Genomic DNA, 20,718 nt, shown 5'->3' on the forward strand with positions numbered 1-20,718 from the left:
CTTTATCCCCAGAAAGCCCGCGCAGCCGACCCTAACCGGTGGCGCGGGCTTGCGTTCGCCGGTTTTTTCCTGTCAGTTTACTTAGATTCTGAGCCTGTTCAGACCTTTCACGGGACGCCGCTCATTGGTGACCCGTCATTCATTCAAGCGAGCCTGTTTCGTCATGCGTGTTATCCTGGAACGGTCAAATCTTCTGAAGTCGCTCAACCACGTCCACCGTGTGGTCGAGCGGCGCAACACCATACCGATCCTGTCCAACGTGCTGCTCAGCGCCGAGGGCGCCAGCCTTGAAATGAAGGCGACCGATCTCGACCTCGAGGTGACGGAAGCGACGCCCGCCAAGGTGGAGCGCGGCGGGGCGACGACGGTTCCGGCACATCTGCTCTACGACATCGTGCGCAAGCTCGCCGATGGCGCCGAGGTGATGCTGAAGACGGACGAGGACGGCAACGCCATGACGGTGACGTCAGGCCGCTCAAGCTTCCGCCTCCAATGCCTGCCACAATCCGACTTCCCCGAGCTTTCGGCCGGATCGTTCTCGCATATCTTTCGTCTCGACTCGGTTGCCTTGAAAGGCCTGATCGAGAAGACCCAGTTCGCCATCTCCACCGAAGAGACACGCTATTATCTGAACGGCATCTACCTGCACACGCATGAGGTCGGCGGCAAGCTGAAGCTGCGCTCGGTGGCGACCGACGGCCACCGCCTGGCGCGCGCCGAGATCGACGCACCGGCGGGTTCCGAGGGTATGCCGGGCATCATCATTCCACGCAAAACGGTGAGCGAGCTGCAGAAGCTGGTCGACGATCCGGATGTCGCGGTCACCACCGAACTGTCGGACACCAAGATCCGCTTCACCATCGGCAGCGTGATTTTGACCTCGAAGCTGATCGACGGCACCTTCCCCGACTATCAGCGGGTCATTCCGACCGGCAACGACAAGAAGCTGATCATCGACCGCCAGAGTTTTGCTGCCGCTGTCGATCGCGTCTCGACCATCTCCTCCGAGCGCGGCCGCGCGGTGAAGCTTTCGATCAGCGAGGGCCAGGTGACGCTTGCGGTCAACAATCCGGATTCGGGCAGCGCCACCGAGGAACTGGCCGCCGACTATTCGTCCGATCCGATCGAAATCGGCTTCAACGCCAAGTATCTGCTAGACGTTGCCGCGCAACTGACCGGCACGGAGGCCAAGTTCATGCTGGCCGATGCCGGTTCGCCGACGCTGATCCACGATATGGCCGACGAAACCGCACTCTATGTGCTGATGCCGATGCGGGTGTAGCCGGGGTCGAGTCATCGATCCGGCTCTGCGGCCGGGACCGGCCCTGAGAACGATGGTTACGGCTACTTCCAGAGCAATTCCAGGAAAAGTGTGAAACGGTTTTCCGTCCGGAATTGCGTCAAAACAAAGAGATAGAGCGGCTTGGCGTTTCCTTGAAACGAGGAATCGCTCGACAGGCGGATAGCGGTTGCCGGCACAGACCCACATAAGTAAGCTTACGCTTACTAATTTTCGCAACTACGCGGCGCTGACGATCGATCTGGCGCCGGGTGCTGTGGTTTTTTCCGGCGACAACGGTGCCGGCAAGACCAATCTCCTCGAAGCGATCTCCTTTTTGACACCGGGCCGTGGCTTGCGCCGCGCCCCTTACGCTGATGTCGCGCGCGAGGGTGGCGACGGCGGCTTTGCCCTGCATGCCCGGCTCGACGGGCCTGATGGCCAGGTCGAGATTGGAACAGGCATTTCCGGCGGCGACAACCCCGGCGAAGGCGGCAGGCGAGTGCGCATCAACGGAGCTCCGGCGCGTTCGGCCGAGGACATGCTGGAATGGCTGCGCGTGGTGTGGCTGACGCCGGCGATGGATGCGTTGTTCACCGGACCGGCCGCGGATCGCCGGCGCTTTCTCGACCGGCTGGTGCTGGCGATCGACCCAGGACACGGGCAGCGTGCGATCGACTACGAGAAGGCGATGCGCGGTCGTAATCGATTGCTTACCGAAGGATCCCGGGACGACCGCTGGTTCGACGCGATCGAGACGCAGATGGCCGAAACCGGTGTGGCGATCGCCGCGGCGCGGGCCGAGATGGTGCGTCTGCTTGCCGCCATGATCGACAGGCTGCCCGATACGGGGCCGTTCCCGCAGGCCGATATCGGCCTTTCGGGCGACCTGGAAGCCGAAATTGCCGCCGCGCCGGCAGTCGATGTCGAGGAGCGCTTCCGCCGGACGCTTGCCGACGGCCGCGACCGCGACCGTGCCGCCGGGCGCACGCTCGAAGGACCACATCGTTCGGACCTGGTGGTTCGGCACCGTCCCAAGGCGATGCCGGCCGAACTCTGTTCGACAGGCGAACAGAAGGCGCTGCTGGTCGGCATCGTGCTGTCGCATGCCCGGCTGACCGGCGAAATGTCGGGCATGACGCCGATCCTGCTGCTCGACGAGATCGCCGCGCATCTCGATGGCGGGCGCCGCGCGGCGCTGTTTTCGATCCTGGAAGAATTGAACTGCCAGGTGTTCATGACAGGAACCGACGCGGCGCTGTTTTCCAGTCTCACGGGGCGTGCGCAATTCCTGACCGTCGACCACGGTACGGTTGGGCCAACCGAAGGCCCCTGACAAGGTTTTTCCGGCACTATATGATCCGGCAATGACCCCTGCCGCCCTGACCGCCGACGAGATCGAACGCTATGCCCGCCACATCGTGCTGCCCGAGATTGGCGGCGCCGGCCAGCAGAGACTGAAGCAGGCGCGGGTGCTGCTCATCGGCGCCGGCGGCCTGGGCGCGCCGGTGCTGGAATATCTTGCCGCCGCCGGCGTCGGCACGCTCGGCGTGGTCGATGACGACACCGTTTCGCTGTCCAACCTGCAGCGTCAGGTCATTCACGGCACCGATACCGTCGGCATGCTGAAAACCCAGAGCGCCGAAGCGGCGATCGCCCGCATCAATCCCAACACCATTGTCGAAACGCACACGTTCCGGCTGACCGCGGATAACGCCGCTGCCCTCGTCGCCGGTTATGACATCGTCGTCGACGGTTCCGACAATTTCGAAACCCGCTATGTGGTGGCCGATGCCTGCGCGAACGCTGGGAAACCGCTGGTGCATGCCGCCGTCGGACGCTTCGATGGCTCCGTCACGGTGTTGAAGCCATTCGAGGACGGCAAGGACGGCAGCCCCAACCCGGGCTACCGCGATCTGTTTCCCGAGGCGCCACCGCCTGGCCTGGTGCCGTCCTGTGCCGAAGCCGGCGTGCTTGGCGCGCTGACCGGTGTCGTCGGCACGCTGCAGGCAATGGAGGCGATCAAGCTGATCACCGGCGTCGGCGAGCCGCTGGTCGGCAGGCTGCTGCTCTATGACGCGCTGGCGGCGCGCTTCGACACGATCCGCTACAAGAGAAACTGACCCGTGGAGCAGGCCGAAGCTGTCTCCATCACGCAGATCCCGGCCGATTTCGACCGTTGGAACGATGTGCTCGCACTGATCATGCATGCCTTCGCCTCGATGGACGGCGTCATCGACCCGCCCTCCTCGGCCAACCTGCTGACCGCCGACACTCTGCGGGACAAGGCGCGGCAGGAGACCGGCTTCGTGGCGCTCAACGGCGACAGGATCGTCGGCTGTGTCTTTGCTCTTGAAAGGGTGGCGGAACTCTATGTCGGCAAGCTCGCCATCGCGCCGGATTGCCAGGGACAAGGCATTGGCCGGCGGTTGATGCAGGCGGTCGAAGATCTTGCCCGCAGCCGCGGCAAGGTGGCAATCGAGCTTCAGACGCGGATCGAGCTGACCGCAAACCATGCAGCCTTTAGCCGCCTCGGCTTTCACGAAACCGAGCGGACGGCGCATGAGGGCTACGACAGGCCGACCTCGATCACCATGCGCAAGGCTGTTGAGTAACCCTTATCTTACGCTCAGGATCGTGCGCGCAAACAGCATTACGTCCGCAGCGGCAGCACGCGGTCCGGTGGGCGGTGGCCATCGACGAAGGCGCGGATGTTGATGATGACCTTTTCGCCCATGTCGATGCGGCCCTCGAGCGTCGCCGAGCCCATATGCGGCAGAAGCACGACCTTGTGCTTGGCGGCGAGCTTCAGCAGCTTGCCGTTCAGCGCCGGCTCGTGCTCGTAGACATCAAGGCCGGCGCCGGCAATCTTGCCGTCCTGGATCAGCTTGACCAGTGCTTCCTCGTCGATGATGTCGCCGCGCGCGGTGTTGACGATATAGGCCGTGGGCTGCAGCAACGCCAGCCGCCGCGCCGAAAGCAGATGGAAGGTTGCCGGCGTCGATGGGCAATTGACCGAAATGATGTCCATGCGGGCCAGCATCTGATCGAGGCTTTCCCAATAGGTCGCCTCCAGCCCGTCTTCGACGGCCGGCAGCACGCGATGGCGGTTGTGGTAATGGATCGACAGACCGAAGGCCTTGGCCCGCCTGGCGACGGCGGTGCCGATGCGCCCCATGCCGACAATACCCAGCCGTTTGCCCCAGATGCGCCGGCCAAGCATCCAGGTCGGCGACCAGCCGGCCCATTTCTTGTCGCCGGTGAGCACGTTGGCCCCTTCCGCCAGCCGCCGCGGCACCGCCAGCATCAGCGCCATGGTCATGTCGGCGGTGTCCTCGGTCAGCACATTGGGCGTGTTGGTGACGGTGATGCCCCTCTTGGCCGCGGCCTCGACATCGATCTTGTCGACGCCATTGCCGAAATTGGCGATCAGCTTGAGGTTGTCGCCGGCCTGGGCGATCAGTGCCGCATCGATGTGATCGGTCACCGTCGGCACCAGCACGTCGGCCTCCTTGACCGCCGCAACCAGTTCCGGCTGCGTCATCGGCCTGTCCTCGACATTCAGCCGGGCGTCGAACAGTTCGCGCATGCGGGTCTCGACCGGGTCGGGCAGCTTTCGCGTGATGACGACGAGAGGCTTCTTTTTGCCTACCATTGTTTCCTCGTACCCCGATCTCGTTGAGACCTCTTTAACCAAGACCGGCGAAACTGAAAGCCGGTCGCGGTGCCGATTAACCCATGTAACAAGCGGTGCCGCCGAAGACAAAGAAAAAGGGGCGCCGATGCCGCCAGGCAAGCGCCGAAAGGAATGAAAGTGTCTGGTTTCGCGTCGTTTCGCCTGACCCTCAGCGGAGCACTTCTCGGCGCTTTGCTTTATTCTCCGCTTGCCGCGGCGCAGAGTGCCGCAGCACCTGCCCAGAGCGTCGTCACGCTCGGGCCGAGCGGTTTGCCGCTGCCGCGATTCGTCAGCCTGAAATCCGGCCGCGTTAACTCGCGCGTCGGCCCCGGCGCCAACTACTCGGTCGACTGGATGTATATGAAGGCCGGCCTGCCGATGGAGATCATCCAGGAATTCGACACATGGCGGCGCGTGCGCGATGCCGATGGTTCGGAGGGCTGGATCAACCAGTCGCTGCTTTCCGGCCGGCGCACGGCAATCGTCGCACCGTGGCAGCGCGGCAAGGGCGCCCAGATCAATCTTCTCAACAGCCCCGACAAGGACGCAAGGGTGATCGCGATGGTCGAGCCTGGTGTCATGGGCACGATCAAATCCTGTGACGGCCAGTGGTGCGAAATGACGTTGGATGGTCACACCGGCTGGCTTGCCCAGTCGGTTGTCTGGGGTGCCTATCCCGGCGAACGGGTCAAGGACTGACCACCTCACCGAGAGAGTCAGAAGGACGCGGTATCCGATATAGGCCCGGCAATCACGGCAACGACAAGAGGCGCTTCGCGCTCTGGCTTCGCGCTCTGGCTTCGCGACGCCATCGCTGCTGCCGAGCTGTGGATCATCCATGAGATCGATCCGCAGGCCCTGCTCCAGAAAGGCGGGATCATCACCATTCGGCTTCGTCAACTGCTTTGGTTCCATCCCCGATACATGGCACGCCTGTTGCTGACCGATCCCAGCGCCGTGCCAGAAGCGCCGTTGAAGTTCGTGGTCAGCGAACAAGCAACCGGCGTGATGGTCCGCGCCTTGAACCCGGTTTTGGTGTTCTCGCCCTATCCCCGGCTTTTTGGTCTCGCACAAGAACTGTTCGACACGACGGAACGAATGCTACAGACGGTTTCCGCGATGCCGGTGTCGAGCGGCGGTATCTGACGGAGCAACGAGCGGTATGGCCGCCTGTATCAGACGGTAGTCGTTTGGCGCCCGATGCGGCCGAGATGGGTGTCCTGAAAGCCGGTTGGCAGCTTCAGGCCGTAACCCAGCGCACGGTCGATGGCGATGTGGGCGATCCAGATCAGCGCAACCGCCATCGCGGCCGCATTGCCCCCCATGTGCCCGGCGAGCAGCAGCAGCACGGGCACGATCAGAATATGCAACGCGTTGTAGGCAAGGGCACCGACGCGCGGTCCCGCCAGATAGCCGAACATCGACAGATCCGGCGCCAGGATAAGCAACCCGAAGAGCCACCAGGAAACGCCGGTCGACGCATAAAACACGACGGCGCCCACCGTAACGATTGCCCATTCGAGCCGTATCGTCAGATCAAGCGGCTTCAATCCCTCGCCGGTCATTCGCGGCGCTTGGGGCGCAGCCTCACCACGATGTCGACATTGGCGATCTCCATGCCCTCCGGCGGCTCCGGCAGGTTGGCAACGGTCACCGGACCGCTGTCTATGTCGAATATGCGGTTCTCGCCTTCGATGTAGAAATGGTGATGGTCGGAGGTGTTGGTGTCGAAATAGGTCTTCGCGCCCTCGACGGCGAGGATGCGCAACAGTCCCGCCTGGGTGAACTGGTGAAGGGCATTGTAGACGGTGGCCAGCGATACTGGCACGCCGGCGGCGACGGCCTCCTCGTGCAGTTCCTCGGCCGACAGATGACGGTCGCCCTTGGCGAAAAGCAGGTCGGCCAGCGCAATGCGCTGACGCGTCGGCCTCAGGCCGGCTTCACGGACCCGCTTGTCCACAGCGACATTTTCCTTCCGGCCGTCCAGGTCCATCTTCTCGTCGAACCCCACAGTTCCGCCCCAAGACACGTCCAGAATGGCAAAATAATGAACTTCTGCCGATACCGGACCTTTCAGGAGATATATTCTGTCGTCCGAATGCGATCAATAGCGCGCATTGACCCAGGCAGACGAGCAGGTTAAGCGCAAACGCCGGTTTCCGGCCTGAAACAGATTGTGTTAGGAAGCCAACGACAAGGGCACCCGATAGCCCGAAACGGTATGGGGATGAGGTTGATGACGGGTAAATCCAGCTACGAGTATGACGAATTGCTGGCCTGCGCCCGCGGCGAGTTGTTCGGACCGGGCAATGCCCAGCTTCCCTATCCTCCCATGCTGATGTTCGATCGTATCACCGAGATCAGCGAGACGGGCGGCGCCTTCGAGAAGGGTTTCATCCGCGCGGAATTCGACATCAAGCCGGACCTGTGGTTCTTTGCCTGCCATTTCATCGGCAATCCGATCATGCCGGGGTGCCTCGGCCTCGATGCCATGTGGCAATTGACGGGCTTCTATCTTGGCTGGCTCGGAGAACCCGGCAAAGGAATGGCGCTGTCGACCGGTGAAGTGAAATTCAAGGGCATGGTCACGCCCTCGGTGAAGAAGGTCGAGTATGGCATCGACTTCAAGCGCGTGATGCGAGGCCGGCTGGTGCTCGGCATCGCCGATGGCTGGCTAAAGGCGGATGGCGAGCCCATATACGCGGCAACGGATCTGAAGGTCGGTCTGTCCAAGCAGTCGGCGGTCGTTTGACCGCAGCCCTGGCCGCCCCCCCTGGCCAGCATCCCTGGAAGGAGTTGCGAATGAGACGTGTCGTAGTCACAGGCCTCGGCATCGTGTCGTCGATCGGCAACAATGCCAACGAGGTGCAAGCCTCGCTGTATGACGCCAGATCCGGCATCAGCTTCTCCGATTCGTTCGCCGAGCATGGCTTCCGTTGCCAGGTCTGGGGCGCGCCGACACTCGATCCATCGGCCATGATCGATCGCCGGGCGATGCGCTTCCTAAGCCAAGGTGCGGCCTGGAACCACGTTTCCATGGATCAGGCGATCGCGGATGCGGGCCTCGAAGAGAGCGACATCACCAATGAGCGTACCGGCATCGTCATGGGATCGGGCGGACCATCCACCCGCACCATCTTCGAGGCGGCCGAGACCACTCTGAAGAACGGCAGTCCCAAGCGTATCGGTCCGTTCGCGGTGCCGAAGGCGATGTCGTCGACCGCATCGGCAACGCTTGCCACCTGGTTCAAGATCCACGGCGTCAACTATTCGATCTCTTCGGCCTGTTCGACCTCGGCGCATTGCATCGGCAATGGCTACGAACTGATCCAGTGGGGCAAGCAGGACATGGTCTTTGCCGGCGGCCACGAGGATCTCGACTGGACGATGTCGGACCTGTTCGACGCCATGGGCGCCATGTCGTCGAAATTTAATGACAAGGCATCGACTGCTTCGCGCGCGTATGACGCCAATCGCGACGGCTTCGTCATCGCCGGCGGCGCGGGCGTGCTGGTGCTGGAAGAGCTCGAGCATGCCAAGGCGCGCGGCGCCAAGATCTACGCCGAGATCGTCGGCTACGGCGCGACCTCGGACGGCTACGACATGGTTGCCCCTTCAGGCGAGGGCGCGGTCCGCTGCATGCGCCAGGCACTGGCCACCGTTTCCACGCCGGTCGACTACATCAACACCCATGGCACATCGACGCCAGTGGGCGATTCCAAGGAAATGGGCGCGATCCGCGAGGTGTTCGGCGAAAAGATGCCCTACATCACCTCGACAAAATCGCTGACCGGCCATTCTCTGGGCGGGGCCGGCGTGCAGGAATCCATCTACTCGATCCTGATGATGCAGGGCGGTTTCATCGGCGAAAGCGCCCATATCGAGACCCTAGACCCCGAATTCGAGGGCATGCCGATCGTGCGAAAGCGCATCGACAACGCCAGGATCGACACTGTTTTGTCTAATTCGTTCGGCTTCGGCGGCACCAACGCGACGCTCGTTTTCCAGCGCTATTCCGCATAAGGCCAGCGTTGTTTTTTAATAAGGATTGCCGGCCATGGACGGATTGATGAAGGGCAAGCGCGGGCTTGTCATGGGTGTCGCCAACGATCATTCGATCGCCTGGGGCATTGCCCGGAAATTGTCCGAACATGGGGCGGAGCTTGCGTTCACCTATCAGGGCGATGCCTTCGGGCGCCGGGTCAAGCCGCTGGCCGACAAGCTCGGTGCCTCGCTGGTGGTGCCGTGCGACGTCGAGGACAGCGCTTCGGTCGCCGCCACGTTCGAGACCCTGGGCAAGGAATGGGGCGGGCTGGATTTCGTCGTCCACGCCATCGGCTTTTCCGACAAGAACGAGCTGAAAGGCCTTTACGCCGACACCAGCCGGGACAATTTCGTCCGCACCATGGTGATCTCCTGCTACTCCTTCACCGAGGTCGCCCGCCATGCCGCCGCACTAATGCAGAACGGCGGATCGATGATCACGCTGACCTATGCGGGATCGGTCCGCGTCATGCCGAACTACAATGTCATGGGCGTCGCCAAGGCAGGGCTGGAGGCCAGCGTGCGCTACCTCGCCAACGACTACGGTCCGCGCGCCATCAGGGTGAACGGCATATCGGCTGGACCGGTGCGCACGCTTGCCGGCGCCGGGATTTCCGACGCCCGCCACATGTTCTCCTACCAACAGCGCAACTCACCGCTGCGCCGCACGGTGACCATCGACGAAGTCGGCGGCTCCGCGCTTTATCTGTTGTCGGATCTGTCTTCCGGCGTTACCGGCGAAATCCACTATGTCGATTCCGGCTATCACATCGTTTCCATGCCGACGCTCGACGAATTGAAGCAGACCGACGGCGGACGAGACTAATGCATGTCGCCCAAGAGTGCGCAGCGGTCTTGGGACAACGACATTAATAAAACAAAAGCTTAAAATGCGCCGACGGAATCCGTTTCAACGCGACGCGCTTTAACCCTCTCAAGAAATACTTTCGGTCCAATAAAATTGGACGCATTCGCGGAAACTCATTTTAAGGAGATATCCGCTAGAAAGCCTCGTACTCTGGGGATCTTTCAATGTCCGCCGCCAGCAACCCGAAGCGAACACCGGTGTTCCGACTGCTTACCATAGCAAGCTCGGGTCTCGGCAGTTTCGTCCTCGGACTCTGGGGCCTGAAGCTCGGTCTCGGCGATGGCTTTGCCGGCATCTCGGCGGACATGATGGTCGCGATGTTGGCCGCCCTTTGCGCACTGGCGGCGTCGGTAGCCGCGATGTCCTTCTTCGCCGGCGTCGATGAATCGGTGGATTTCGTCTTCAAGGAAACCCATTTCGACAAGCTGACCGGCCTTTTGGCGCGCCCGGCAATGGTCGGCAAGATTGCCGAGGCGGCATGCGCGACAAGCCGGACCGGCGAGCCGATGTTCCTCATCGATATCGATATCGACCGGTTCAAGCAGATCAACGACGCCATCGGCTACAGCCAGGGCGACGAGTTGATCCGCGCCTTCACCAAGCGCTTGAAGACGTGCATGCCGCAGCGCGCGCTGATCGGACGCATCGGCGCCGGCGAATTCGCGATACTGCTCCCTGACAACCAGGTTTCAGGGTCATTGGAAAGCACCGTCGAGAGGCTCATCGACGAGATGATGGAGCCCTATGAGCTCACCACCCACATGCAATCGGTCAGCCTGTCGGTGGGCATCGTAGCGATGCCAAAGGACGGCGTCGATCCCGTCCTCATCCTGCGCCGCTCCAATCTGGCGTTGCAGAATGCGCGCGCCAGCGGCATCGGCAACTGGTCTGTCTTCCATGCCGAAATGGGTAGGGTCGCCGATCATCGCCAATGGATCGAATCCGAACTGAATACAGCTTTCGAGCGCGGTGACTTCGATCTTCACTATCAGCCGCAGCTCGATCTCCCGACCGGCCGCATCGTCGGCTACGAAGCGTTGATTCGCTGGCGGCATCCCGAACGCGGCATGATCCCGCCGATGGAGTTCATCCCGATCGCCGAGGAAACCGGCATGATCGGCCCGATCGGCGAATGGGTGCTGCGCAAGGCCTGCAGCGACGCCCGGCATCTGCCCGACGACTGTTTCGTCGCCGTCAACATCTCGCCCGTGCAGTTCATGACCAAGGACTTCGTCGGTATCGTGCGCGACACCATGACGAGCACCGGCATCAAGCCGTCGCGGCTAGAGCTGGAAGTGACAGAGACGGCGATGATGCAGGATCGCGACCGCGCCGCCGCCATCCTGAAGCAGCTTGCGGACATGGGCATCTCGGTCGCAGTCGACGATTTCGGCACCGGCTATTCTAATTTGAGCTACCTGATCGACTTCTCGTTCGGCAAGCTGAAGATCGACCGGTCCTTCGTCAGCCGCCTCGATACCGATTCCAGCTCCGGCGCGGTCGTCTCGACCATCGTCGGGCTTTCGCGGGCGCTCGGCGTCAGCATCATTGCCGAAGGCGTCGAGACCGAAAGCCAGGCGACGCTGCTCAGGGCGGCTGGCTGCGAGGTAGTGCAAGGCTACCTGTTCGGCCGGCCGGCACCACTCAAGTTCAGGGTTGGCGACGCGCATGTCACCGACGAAGTCCGGCGCGTAGCCAATCTGCATTGACGCCAGGCGGAAAATCTGGCGCCGCAGACGTCCTTCGCGGGCCTCGATCAGCGATGTCATGATTCCAGCCGTTGCAGGAGTGCATCTCGATTGAAACGATATCCTCTTCTCCAGGGCTGTCTCGGCATACTGATGGTGTCCGTGCCAAGTGCACTTCTGCTGCTTGCGCTGGTTCGGCCTTGGAATGGGACCCTCGCCGCATCCGATCTTTGGATCGTGTTCGCCGCAAGTCATGGTCCAGGTTTGCTTTTTCTGGGCATTTTCATTTCGCTTTGTTCGTTTCGACTTCACGCCAAATGGGTATGAGCGATCGGCTTCGTCGGCTGTGCTTTGCTGAATGTCGTTTTGTGGGGAGGACTGGCGCTCATTTCGCCTCCCCCTCCACCTAGCGCGTGGGAGCACTACATCGACTTGACTGGCGTGCTGGCCATAGTCGCCATTCCAGCTGTCGCAATTTCTGCGATAGCCGGTGTCCTCTTCAGCAAATTGAAATCGTCGCGGCGCTTTAGCGGCGCGCCGACAATATCTTGAACATGCCGTCGCGAGCGAGTTCGGCATGGCTCGAAAAGGCTGCCGACAGGATCGGCTCATAAGGAAGCTGGCGGTTGGCGACCATGAACAGCCGCCCGCCGGGTTTCAGGGCCTTGGCCGCCGCGCGTATCATCCCGGCCCCGATCTCGGGCTCGGCCGCACGGCTGCGGTGAAACGGCGGGTTCATGGCGATCGCGTCGTAGCGCTTCTCGACCGGTTCCTTCAGCAGATCGGTCCAGAAGAAATTCCTGGCGATCGACTGGCTAACCCCTGCCAGATTGAGCTTCGCGGCTTCGAGCGAAGCGAAATCGGCCTCATGGAGGTCGAGCGCCAAAATGCCGGGTGAACGGGCGGCGATCTCGGCGGCCACATAGCCCCAGCCGGCGCAGAAATCGGCAACGCTGCCACGCAGATCATTGGGCAGGTTCTCGACCAGCAATCTCGAGCCGGTATCGATCCGGTCGAAGGAAAACATGCCGGGCGCGGTATGGAACCGGCCTTCGACCAGCAAGGCGGGATTGGCGGCATGCAATTCTTCCGCGGCGGCCAGATCGGCGGGACGGCGAAACCAAAAGGCGATGCCGTGATATTTCGGCAGATGACCTTCAAGCGGCACAAGCTCGTCAACGCGCTTGCGCAGGCTGGCAATGCCATCGTCCTTGCCGCCGGCAACGACGACCAGGCCGCCTGGCGCCACGCGCTCAAGTGCCTGCGCAATGCGCACTTCGTTCAGCCCGCGATGCCTTCCGGCTAGCACGAGTGCCATATCAAAACCGTCGCCTTCCGCTTGTGCGGTGACGATGACGCCGGAGGTCTGCAGCGCGCGAAAATGCGGCCGGAAGCCTTGCACGAGATGAAGCGCGGCCTGGAAACCTTCGGGCAACCGAAAACCCGGTTCGGCGCCGAGAAAGAGAACGCGCTCACCCTTCTGCGGCAAGGCGACAGCCTCGGCCTCGAACGGATGAAAAAGCGTCTTCAACGCCTCAGCAGACATTCCCATGCCCCCTTCAAATGAAAACGGGCGCGACCTATCGGCGCGCCCGCTTCGATTGTGTGTTCAGGGCGATCAGGCGGCGTTTTCTTCGCCTTCGGTCTTCTTGTCGCGGGCGAGTTCCTTGCCGGTGGCCTGGTCGACGACCTTCATCGACAGGCGGACCTTGCCGCGCTCGTCGAAGCCCATCAGCTTGACCCAGACCTTGTCGCCTTCCTTGACCACGTCCGAGGTCTTGGCGACCCGGTCGTTGGCAAGCTGCGAGATGTGGACGAGGCCGTCACGCGGACCGAAGAAGTTGACGAAAGCGCCGAAGTCGGCGGTCTTGACGACCGTGCCTTCGTAGATTTCGCCGACTTCCGGCTCGGCGACGATGGTGTGGATCCACTTCTTCGCCGCCTCGATCTCCTTGGCGTTGGACGAAGCGATCTTGACCGTGCCGTCGTCCTCGATGTTGATCTTGGCGCCGGTCTTCTCGACGATCTCACGGATGACCTTGCCGCCCGATCCGATAACGTCGCGGATCTTGTCGGTCGGAATGTGCATCACTTCAATGCGCGGCGCGAACTCACCGAGTTCCGCACGCGCGCCGGTCAGAGCATGCGCCATCTCGCCGAGGATATGCTGGCGGCCATCCTTGGCCTGGTCCAGCGCGATCTTCATGATCTCCTCGGTGATGCCCTCGATCTTGATATCCATCTGCAGCGAGGTGATGCCGTTGGCGGTGCCGGCGACCTTGAAGTCCATATCGCCGAGGTGATCTTCGTCACCCAGGATGTCGGACAGAACCGCGAAGCGCTCGCCTTCCTTGATCAGGCCCATTGCGATACCGGCGACGGGCTTGGCCAGCGGCACGCCGGCATCCATCAGCGCCAGCGAGGTGCCGCAGACGGTGGCCATCGACGACGAGCCGTTGGACTCGGTGATCTCCGAGACGACGCGCAGCGTATAGGGGAACTGGTCAGCGCTCGGCAGCATCGGGCGGATGGCGCGCCAGGCGAGCTTGCCATGGCCGATTTCGCGGCGGCCCGGCGAACCCATGCGGCCGGTCTCACCGACGGAGTAGGGAGGGAAGTTGTAGTGAAGGAGGAACTTCTCCTTGTACATGCCGGTCAGCGAATCGACATACTGCTCGTCCTCGCCGGTGCCGAGCGTGGCAACGACCAGCGCCTGGGTCTCGCCGCGGGTAAACAGCGCCGAACCATGGGTGCGCGGCAGGACGCCGACTTCCGAGACGATCTTGCGGACCGTGCTCAGGTCGCGACCATCGATGCGCGAGCCGGTGTCGAGGATGTTCCAGCGCACGACCTTGGCCTGGAGTTCCTTGAACACGGCACCGATCTGCTCGGAGGTGTACTTGGCGTCTTCGCCTTCAGCCGGGGCAAATGCGGTCTTGACCTTCGCCTTGACAGCGTCGACGGCGGCGTAGCGCTTCTGCTTGTCGACGTTCTTGTAGGCAGTGCTGAGCTCGTCGCCGACGATCTTCAGCATCTCGGCTTCAAGGGCGGAATAGTCCGGCGCGGTGAAGTCGCGCGGCTCCTTGGCGGCAACTTCGGCCAGCTTGATGATGGCGTCGATGACCGGCTGGAAGCCCTTGTGGCCGAACATGACGGCGCCGAGCATCAGCTCTTCGCCGAGTTCCTTGGCTTCGGATTCAACCATCAGCACGGCGTCGGTGGTGCCGGCGACGATCAGGTCGAGCTTCGATTCCTGCATCTCATCGACATGCGGGTTGAGCACGTACTCGCCGTTGATGTAGCCGACGCGGGCGCCGCCGATCGGGCCCATGAAGGGCACGCCCGAGAGCGTCAGAGCAGCCGATGTGGCAACGATCGACAGGATGTCGGGATCGTTCTCGAGATCGTGCTGGACGACGGTGACGACGATCTGGGTGTCGTTCTTGTAGCCTGCGGCGAAGAGCGGGCGGATCGGGCGGTCGATGAGGCGGGAAACCAGCGTTTCCTTCTCGCTCGGACGGCCTTCACGCTTGAAATAGCCACCCGGGATCTTGCCGGCGGCGTAGGTCTTTTCCTGGTAGTTGACGGTCAGCGGGAAGAAATCGAGGCCGGGCTTCGGCTCCTTCATCGAAACGACGGTGGCGAGAACCTTGGTCTCGCCGTAGGTGGCGAGCACCGCGCCGTCAGCCTGGCGGGCGATCTTGCCGGTTTCGAGGATGAGCGGGCGACCGCCCCATTCGATTTCCACTTTGTGGTGATTGAACATATCTTGTCCTTAATATGAGGAAAGGGCCGCGCCGTTTCACGGTGCGCGGATGCCCTTTCCCTTGGCTTCCTTTCTCGGGCAGCCACGGGCAAGACAACGGGAGGCTCGGGTAATTTCGGCGCGGGCGAGCGCACGAGCGTCCTGCAATCCTGCCCCATGACCGTCCATGGGCGGTTTCGAGTGCCCTCTGCACGATCGAAACCGGGTCTGGCCAGTCGATGCGACTGGCAGAATGCGCGACCGGCGGGCTCTCCGAAGAAAGCCCGCCGGTCAATTCGTCAACGGCGCAGACCGAGCTTCTCGATCAGCGTCTGATAGCGCGCGTCGTCCTTGCGCTTGAGATAATCAAGCAGGCTGCGGCGCTGGGAGACGAGAGCGAGCAGACCACGGCGGGAATGGTTATCCTTCTTGTGGTCCTTGAAATGGTCGGTCAGGTTCTTGATGCGCTCGGAAAGGATGGCCACCTGGACTTCCGGAGACCCGGTATCGCCCTTGGCGGTTGCGAATTCACCCATCAATTCCTGTTTGCGCTCGGCAGTAATCGACATCGTGTTTTTCCTTATCTGTTTGAGGAAACGGGTCGCCCTCAGCCGGGATGTCGTCCAGCAGGGGCCGGTGCAGGCAAAGCGTCTTAGCGCTATGCTGCGGCGCATATAGTGCAATTCCCCGGAAAACACCAGCCCAATTCACAAGCCGGCTTTTCAGGCCAAAATGGCCGGTTCTATCCTTGTCAGAGCCATTTCTTCCATTTGAAGAAGGCAATCAGCCCGAACGCGACAAGCGCCATGAACAGAAGCGATAAGGGATAGCCGTAATAGGCCTTCAGTTCCGGCATGTTCCAGGGCGAAGACCCTGGATCGAAATTCATGCCCCAGATGCCGACCAGGAAGGTCAGCGGCATGAAGATGACCGAGACGATGGTGAGATAGCTGATGACGTCGTTGGTGCGCGCCTGGCTCAGCGACAGATGCATCTCGATCAGGCCGGTCAGCATGTCGCGCTGGGTTTCGACCAATTCGATCAGCCTGAGCGAATGGTCGAGCGTGTCGTTGAGGAAGATCTTGGTTTCGGCCTTCACATAGGGCACGTCATTGCGGATCAACGTCGCCAGCGCGTCGCGCATCGGCCACAGCACCCCTTTCAGCACATTGGCATCGCGCCGCAATTCATGCAGCTGCCGCATTTGATGCTTGTGCGGCGAATGCAGCATCTCGTCCTCGATGCTGTCGACCATCTCACCGGCCGACTCGATCGGCGGGAAATAACTGTCGACGACGGCGTCGATCAGCGCATAGGCGAGGTAGTCGGCACCGCGCGCGCGCAACCGGTTGGGCGCCGAACTTTCGATGCGCTTGCGCACGGGATTGAAGGGATCGCCTTCACGTTCCTGGAAGGTGACGACGAAGTTGCTACCGAAGAAGACGGCGATCTGCTCATAGCGGTGCGACGTGACATCGTCGATCATCCTGACGACGACAAAGGCATGGTCCTCGAAGAAGTCGACCTTGGGCCGCTGGCCGGTGTTGACGACGTCCTCCAGCGCCAGCGGATGCAGGCTGAAAATGCGGCCGATCTCCTCGATCAGCGGAATGTTGGCGAGGCCGGTGCAGTCGAGCCAGATGACCGGCCATTTGTCGCAATGGGTGTTGAGGTCGTCGATGCTGGCATTTTCGATGGTCTTGAATTTTTCTGGCGAGATCAGCGTCAGCCTGAGTTCGCTGCGCCGCGCCGACGGGTCGGCGATCAGCGTGCCCGGCGATGCGCCGACCGGCGGCCGCCGCGTCTTCACCGGCGCTCGCTTCTTGATCGCCTCAGCCTTTGCCATGGAGCCCCTCTAACGCTATGTCCCGCAGACATTAGATGAGTGCGCTCAGCCGGCAAAGACCCGCTTGGGCTTGAACATGCCTTGCTCGATCGCGCCGATGGCGACCAGCTTGCCGCGTGCCGTGGCGCAGGCTTCCTCGGCTTCCACCGGTGCGTCGCGGCCACGAATGATGACCGGATTGCCAAGGCGGATCTTGGTCGCCGCATCATCGCTTATGGCGATTTGCGGCAGGCAGTCGAGGGCAGCCGATGTATCGACCAGAAGCGCATCGATGGCGTCGAAGTCGATTGGCGCTTCCACCGCGTCAGCGACTTCTGTCGTGTCGGCGGCTTCTGTCGTGTCGGCGACATCCGTCGCCTCCGAGCTGTCTTCATCCCGCACGCCGAAACGAGCGGCTTCCAGCTCGGCGATGGTGACGAAATCCTCTGGCGTGAACGGCTCGACCTCGACCCGGCGCAATTCGGAAATATGGCCGAAGCAGCCGAGGTCGCGGCCCATGTCACGGGCCAGCGAGCGCACGTAAGTGCCCTTGCCGCATTCGACCTCGAAAACCGTATGGTCGGCGTTGTGCCCGACAATATCGAGCCGGCCGATCTCGACCTCGCGTGGTGGAATATCGACTGTCGCGCCATCGCGGGCCAGATCGTAGGCGCGCTCACCCGCGATCTTGATGGCCGAGAATTGCGGCGGCGTCTGCATGATGACGCCGGTATATTTCGGCAAAAAGGCAAGCACTTCGGCCTCTGACGGACGCAGGTCGGACTCCTTGGTCACCGGACCCTCGAGGTCATCGGTGGAGCGCTCCTGCCCCCAGGCAACAGTGAAGCGATAGATCTTGGCACCGTCCTGCACGTAAGGCACGGTCTTGGTGGCCTCGCCAAGCGCGATCGGCAGCATGCCGGACGCCAGCGGATCGAGCGTGCCGGCATGGCCGGCCTTTTCCGCCTGGAACAGCCATTTGATCTTGGAGACTGCTTCAGTCGAGCCCATGCCGACCGGCTTGTCCAAGATCAGCCAGCCCGAGATCGGCCGGCCTTTTTTCTTGCCGCGACGCGCCACTATTCGGTGTCCTTGTTGTCGTCTTTGTCCTGGTCTTCAGGACCCAGATCGCGCGCTACTTCGGGCGACTTCAACAGGTCGTTGATCCTGGCGAAATTATCGAAGGAGGTGTCGAGCTTGAAGCGGAACTCCGGCATGAACTTCATCTGCCGCAGCGCGCCGGAGACACGGCCACGGACGAATTTCGCGTGCTTGTTCAGAGCCTCGACCACCGCATCGGTATCCTTGGCGCCGAGCGGCGAGACGAAAGCAGTGGCGACCTTCAGGTCGGGCGACATGCGCACTTCCGAGACCGACACCACGGTGTTCTCGATCAGCGGATCGATGATCTCACCACGCTGCAAGGTTTCGGACAGCGCATGGCGCACCTGTTCGGCAACGCGCAGCATGCGCTGGGATGGGCTGGATGCTGTTGGACGGGGCATTTTTCTCAATCCTGAAAGCGTGAAGCGCGGGATGGGACCGCGCCGCATGTCTCATATGGGCCATTCTCAATAGACCTTGGGCGGCGGCCTTTCGACCACCGCCCGTATAAACAGTCACTCCAACTCAGAGCGTCCGGGTCACCATCTCGACGCGGAAGCACTCGATGACGTCTCCGACGCGCATGTCCTCGTAGTTCTGGAAGGCCATGCCGCATTCCTGACCGCCTGGGACTTCCGAAACTTCGTCCTTGAAGCGCTTCAGGGTCTTCAGCGTGCCTTCGTGGATGACGACGTTGTCGCGGATCAGGCGCACGCCCGCACCACGCTCGACCTTGCCTTCGGTGACACGGCAGCCGGCGATCTTGCCGACCTTGGTGATGTCGAAGATTTCGAGGATCTGCGCATTGCCGATGAAGGTCTCGCGACGCTCCGGCGACAGCAGGCCCGACAAAGCCGCCTTCACGTCATCGACGAGATTGTAGATGATCGAGTAGTAGCGGATCTCGATGCCCGCTGCCACAGCTGCGGCACGCGCCTGGATGTTGGCGCGGACATTGAAGCCGATGATCGCGGCACCGGAAGTCTCCGCCAGAGAGACGTCGCTTTCGGTGATGGCGCCGGCGCCGGCATGGACGATGCGCGCACGCACTTCGTCGGTACCGAGCTTGTCCAGCGCCGCGTTGATCGCCTCGATCGAGCCCTGCACGTCGCCCTTGATGACCAGCGGGAATTCCTTCAGCCCGCTCGTCTGCAACTGCGACATCATCTGCTCGAGCGAACCGCGCTGGCCGGCATGCTTGGCAACCGCCTTCTCGCGCGCCAGACGCTGGCGATATTCGGTGATCTCGCGGGCACGGGCCTCGTTGTTGACCACGGCGAAGCGATCGCCGGCCTGCGGCGTACCCTGCAGGCCAAGCACCTCCACCGGCATCGCCGGCGGCGCTTCCTTGATCTGCGTGCCACGATCGTTGACCAGCGCGCGCACCCGGCCCCATTCGTTGCCGGCAACAAGGATGTCGCCTGGCATCAGCGTGCCGGTCTGCACCAGCACGGTGGCGACGGGACCACGGCCCTTGTCGAGCTGGGCTTCGATGACGACGCCTTCGGCGGTACGATCCGGATTGGCCTTCAGGTCGAGAATTTCGGCCTGCAGCAGGATCGCCTCGAGCAGCTTGTCGAGATTGGTGCCCTTGGTCGCCGACACTTCGACGTCCAGAACTTCACCGCCCATGGATTCGACGAAGACCTCGTGGCGCAGCAGTTCGGAGCGCACTTTCTGCGGATCGGCATCATGCTTGTCGATCTTGTTGATCGCCACGATGATCGGAACGCCGGCCGCCTTGGCATGGCTGATCGATTCGATGGTCTGCGGCATGACGCTGTCGTCGGCCGCGACAACCAGGATGGCAATGTCGGTCGCCTGGGCGCCACGAGCACGCATCGCCGTGAAGGCGGCGTGGCCGGGCGTGTCGATGAAGGTGATCTTGTGACCGTTCTTCTCGACCTGGTAGGCGCCGATATGCTGGGTGATGCCGCCGGCTTCGCCGGAGACGACGTTGGCGTTGCGGATGGCATCGAGCAGCGAGGTCTTGCCGTGATCGACGTGGCCCATGATCGTCACGACAGGCGGACGCGACACCAGGTCCTCGGCATTGTCGGCGATGTTGAACAGGCCTTCCTCGATGTCGGACTCGGCAACGCGGCGAACCGTATGGCCGAATTCGGTAGCAACCAGTTCGGCCGTGTCGGCGTCGATGACGTCGCCCGGCTTCAGGATCTGGCCTTGCTTCATGAAGAACTTGACCAGGTCGACCGCACGCTCGGACATGCGTTGCGCCAATTCCTGGATGGTAATCGTCTCTGGCAGGATCACTTCGCGCATGACTTTCTCGCGCGGCTCATTGTGCATCGCGCGCTTGAATTTTTCCTGGCGTCGACGCATCGACGACAGCGAACGGGCTCGCGCATCTTCGTCGGACAATGCTGAATTCAGCGTCAGCTTCCCCCGGCGGCGGTCTGCCTCGCTCTTGGGCGGCTGGGCCGGGCGCGCCACTGCGGGGGGGACCGGACGGCGCACCGGCACACCGG

At 62.2% G+C, this 20,718-nt stretch carries 20 protein-coding genes; 10 read left to right on the forward strand and 10 right to left on the reverse strand.

All coding sequences use genetic code 11. The features are described 5' to 3' along the window. Positions 1–163: 163 nt before the first annotated feature. The 4 genes from dnaN to NKJ06_RS22155 all read left to right on the forward strand — a co-directional run bounded on the left by dnaN (position 164) and on the right by NKJ06_RS22155 (position 3,894). A complete protein-coding gene (dnaN, locus tag NKJ06_RS22140) occupies positions 164–1,282 on the forward strand; it encodes a DNA polymerase III subunit beta (RefSeq protein WP_352629705.1) in 1,119 nt (372 codons plus the stop codon). A 187-nt stretch (positions 1,283–1,469) separates the two neighbouring features. After that, positions 1,470–2,615, forward strand: a complete 1,146-nt coding sequence (gene recF, locus NKJ06_RS22145) for a DNA replication/repair protein RecF (protein WP_352629707.1) — start codon at positions 1,470–1,472, stop codon at positions 2,613–2,615. Between the two features lie 31 nt (positions 2,616–2,646). Then, complete coding sequence (locus tag NKJ06_RS22150) at positions 2,647–3,402, forward strand: molybdopterin-synthase adenylyltransferase MoeB (RefSeq protein ID WP_352629709.1); 756 nt, start codon at positions 2,647–2,649, stop codon at positions 3,400–3,402. Between the two features lie 3 nt (positions 3,403–3,405). Further along, positions 3,406–3,894: a GNAT family N-acetyltransferase gene (locus NKJ06_RS22155; RefSeq protein ID WP_352810597.1), complete on the forward strand. Its 489-nt coding sequence runs from the start codon at positions 3,406–3,408 to the stop codon at positions 3,892–3,894. A 38-nt stretch (positions 3,895–3,932) separates the two neighbouring features. Here NKJ06_RS22155 and NKJ06_RS22160 read toward each other — a convergent pair whose 3' ends face one another. Continuing rightward, complete coding sequence (locus NKJ06_RS22160; protein ID WP_352629712.1) at positions 3,933–4,934, reverse strand: 2-hydroxyacid dehydrogenase; 1,002 nt, start codon at positions 4,932–4,934, stop codon at positions 3,933–3,935. A 159-nt stretch (positions 4,935–5,093) separates the two neighbouring features. Between NKJ06_RS22160 and NKJ06_RS22165 the strand changes: the two genes are divergently transcribed. Together NKJ06_RS22165 and NKJ06_RS22170 are read left to right on the forward strand one after the other, a co-directional pair. Continuing rightward, complete coding sequence (locus tag NKJ06_RS22165; protein WP_352629714.1) at positions 5,094–5,654, forward strand: SH3 domain-containing protein; 561 nt, start codon at positions 5,094–5,096, stop codon at positions 5,652–5,654. A 111-nt stretch (positions 5,655–5,765) separates the two neighbouring features. Next, the gene (locus NKJ06_RS22170) at positions 5,766–6,101 is read left to right on the forward strand and encodes a DUF302 domain-containing protein (protein WP_502905647.1); all 336 of its coding nucleotides are present in this window, start codon (positions 5,766–5,768) and stop codon (positions 6,099–6,101) included. A 29-nt stretch (positions 6,102–6,130) separates the two neighbouring features. Here NKJ06_RS22170 and NKJ06_RS22175 read toward each other — a convergent pair whose 3' ends face one another. Both NKJ06_RS22175 and irrA read right to left on the reverse strand, forming a co-directional pair. Further along, the gene (locus NKJ06_RS22175) at positions 6,131–6,505 is read right to left on the reverse strand and encodes a DUF4260 domain-containing protein (protein ID WP_352629957.1); all 375 of its coding nucleotides are present in this window, start codon (positions 6,503–6,505) and stop codon (positions 6,131–6,133) included. Between the two features lie 11 nt (positions 6,506–6,516). Further along, positions 6,517–6,948, reverse strand: a complete 432-nt coding sequence (irrA, locus tag NKJ06_RS22180) for an iron response transcriptional regulator IrrA (protein WP_024503471.1) — start codon at positions 6,946–6,948, stop codon at positions 6,517–6,519. A gap of 243 nt (positions 6,949–7,191) precedes the next feature. Here irrA and fabA point away from each other — a divergent pair, with 243 nt between their 5' ends. From fabA to NKJ06_RS22200, 4 genes are all read left to right on the forward strand, one after another. After that, positions 7,192–7,707 carry a 3-hydroxyacyl-[acyl-carrier-protein] dehydratase FabA gene (fabA, locus tag NKJ06_RS22185; protein WP_352629717.1) on the forward strand — a complete coding sequence of 172 codons (516 nt, stop codon included), beginning with the start codon at positions 7,192–7,194 and terminating at the stop codon, positions 7,705–7,707. A gap of 50 nt (positions 7,708–7,757) precedes the next feature. Then, positions 7,758–8,978: a beta-ketoacyl-ACP synthase I gene (gene fabB, locus NKJ06_RS22190; protein WP_352629720.1), complete on the forward strand. Its 1,221-nt coding sequence runs from the start codon at positions 7,758–7,760 to the stop codon at positions 8,976–8,978. Positions 8,979–9,012: 34 nt separating this feature from the next. Then, entirely contained in the window at positions 9,013–9,825 is an 813-nt protein-coding gene (gene fabI / locus NKJ06_RS22195; protein ID WP_352629722.1) for an enoyl-ACP reductase FabI, read from the forward strand. Positions 9,826–10,031: 206 nt separating this feature from the next. Further along, positions 10,032–11,576: a putative bifunctional diguanylate cyclase/phosphodiesterase gene (locus NKJ06_RS22200; protein ID WP_352629723.1), complete on the forward strand. Its 1,545-nt coding sequence runs from the start codon at positions 10,032–10,034 to the stop codon at positions 11,574–11,576. A gap of 505 nt (positions 11,577–12,081) precedes the next feature. Here the strand turns inward: NKJ06_RS22200 and NKJ06_RS22205 are convergent. The 7 genes from NKJ06_RS22205 to infB all read right to left on the reverse strand — a co-directional run. Further along, positions 12,082–13,101, reverse strand: coding sequence for a class I SAM-dependent methyltransferase (locus tag NKJ06_RS22205; RefSeq protein WP_352629727.1), 1,020 nt, complete (start codon positions 13,099–13,101; stop codon positions 12,082–12,084). Positions 13,102–13,173: 72 nt separating this feature from the next. After that, positions 13,174–15,321 carry a polyribonucleotide nucleotidyltransferase gene (gene pnp / locus NKJ06_RS22210; protein ID WP_352810599.1) on the reverse strand — a complete coding sequence of 716 codons (2,148 nt, stop codon included), beginning with the start codon at positions 15,319–15,321 and terminating at the stop codon, positions 13,174–13,176. 278 nt (positions 15,322–15,599) lie between these two features. Further along, entirely contained in the window at positions 15,600–15,974 is a 375-nt protein-coding gene (gene rpsO / locus NKJ06_RS22215) for a 30S ribosomal protein S15 (protein WP_274533684.1), read from the reverse strand. A 77-nt stretch (positions 15,975–16,051) separates the two neighbouring features. Then, a complete protein-coding gene (corA, locus tag NKJ06_RS22220) occupies positions 16,052–17,146 on the reverse strand; it encodes a magnesium/cobalt transporter CorA (RefSeq protein ID WP_352659520.1) in 1,095 nt (364 codons plus the stop codon). A 45-nt stretch (positions 17,147–17,191) separates the two neighbouring features. After that, positions 17,192–18,205: a tRNA pseudouridine(55) synthase TruB gene (gene truB / locus NKJ06_RS22225; protein WP_352810601.1), complete on the reverse strand. Its 1,014-nt coding sequence runs from the start codon at positions 18,203–18,205 to the stop codon at positions 17,192–17,194. Continuing rightward, entirely contained in the window at positions 18,205–18,630 is a 426-nt protein-coding gene (gene rbfA, locus NKJ06_RS22230) for a 30S ribosome-binding factor RbfA (protein ID WP_352601443.1), read from the reverse strand. The genes truB and rbfA overlap by 1 nt, the downstream gene beginning before the upstream one ends. Positions 18,631–18,754: 124 nt before the next feature. Next, a partial coding sequence (gene infB, locus NKJ06_RS22235; RefSeq protein ID WP_352810604.1) for a translation initiation factor IF-2 occupies positions 18,755–20,718 on the reverse strand: 1,964 nt, incomplete at its 5' end.

This window comes from Mesorhizobium sp. M0293, assembly GCF_040321735.1.
In the GTDB taxonomy this organism is placed as follows: domain Bacteria; phylum Pseudomonadota; class Alphaproteobacteria; order Rhizobiales; family Rhizobiaceae; genus Mesorhizobium.

Excerpts from the sequence above, each read along its gene's own strand:
- NKJ06_RS22205 (WP_352629727.1), bottom strand. The coding sequence starts at position 13,101 with ATGTCTGCTGAGGCGTTGAAGACGCTTTTTCATCCGTTCGAGGCCGAG.
- dnaN (WP_352629705.1), top strand. The coding sequence starts at position 164 with ATGCGTGTTATCCTGGAACGGTCAAATCTTCTGAAGTCGCTCAACCAC.
- corA (WP_352659520.1), bottom strand. The coding sequence starts at position 17,146 with ATGGCAAAGGCTGAGGCGATCAAGAAGCGAGCGCCGGTGAAGACGCGG.
- NKJ06_RS22200 (WP_352629723.1), top strand. The coding sequence starts at position 10,032 with ATGTCCGCCGCCAGCAACCCGAAGCGAACACCGGTGTTCCGACTGCTT.
- rbfA (WP_352601443.1), bottom strand. The coding sequence starts at position 18,630 with ATGCCCCGTCCAACAGCATCCAGCCCATCCCAGCGCATGCTGCGCGTT.
- fabB (WP_352629720.1), top strand. The coding sequence starts at position 7,758 with ATGAGACGTGTCGTAGTCACAGGCCTCGGCATCGTGTCGTCGATCGGC.
- NKJ06_RS22150 (WP_352629709.1), top strand. The coding sequence starts at position 2,647 with ATGACCCCTGCCGCCCTGACCGCCGACGAGATCGAACGCTATGCCCGC.
- irrA (WP_024503471.1), bottom strand. The coding sequence starts at position 6,948 with ATGGACCTGGACGGCCGGAAGGAAAATGTCGCTGTGGACAAGCGGGTC.
- pnp (WP_352810599.1), bottom strand. The coding sequence starts at position 15,321 with ATGTTCAATCACCACAAAGTGGAAATCGAATGGGGCGGTCGCCCGCTC.
- fabI (WP_352629722.1), top strand. The coding sequence starts at position 9,013 with ATGGACGGATTGATGAAGGGCAAGCGCGGGCTTGTCATGGGTGTCGCC.
- fabA (WP_352629717.1), top strand. The coding sequence starts at position 7,192 with ATGACGGGTAAATCCAGCTACGAGTATGACGAATTGCTGGCCTGCGCC.
- NKJ06_RS22160 (WP_352629712.1), bottom strand. The coding sequence starts at position 4,934 with ATGGTAGGCAAAAAGAAGCCTCTCGTCGTCATCACGCGAAAGCTGCCC.
- rpsO (WP_274533684.1), bottom strand. The coding sequence starts at position 15,974 with ATGCGCCGCAGCATAGCGCTAAGACGCTTTGCCTGCACCGGCCCCTGC.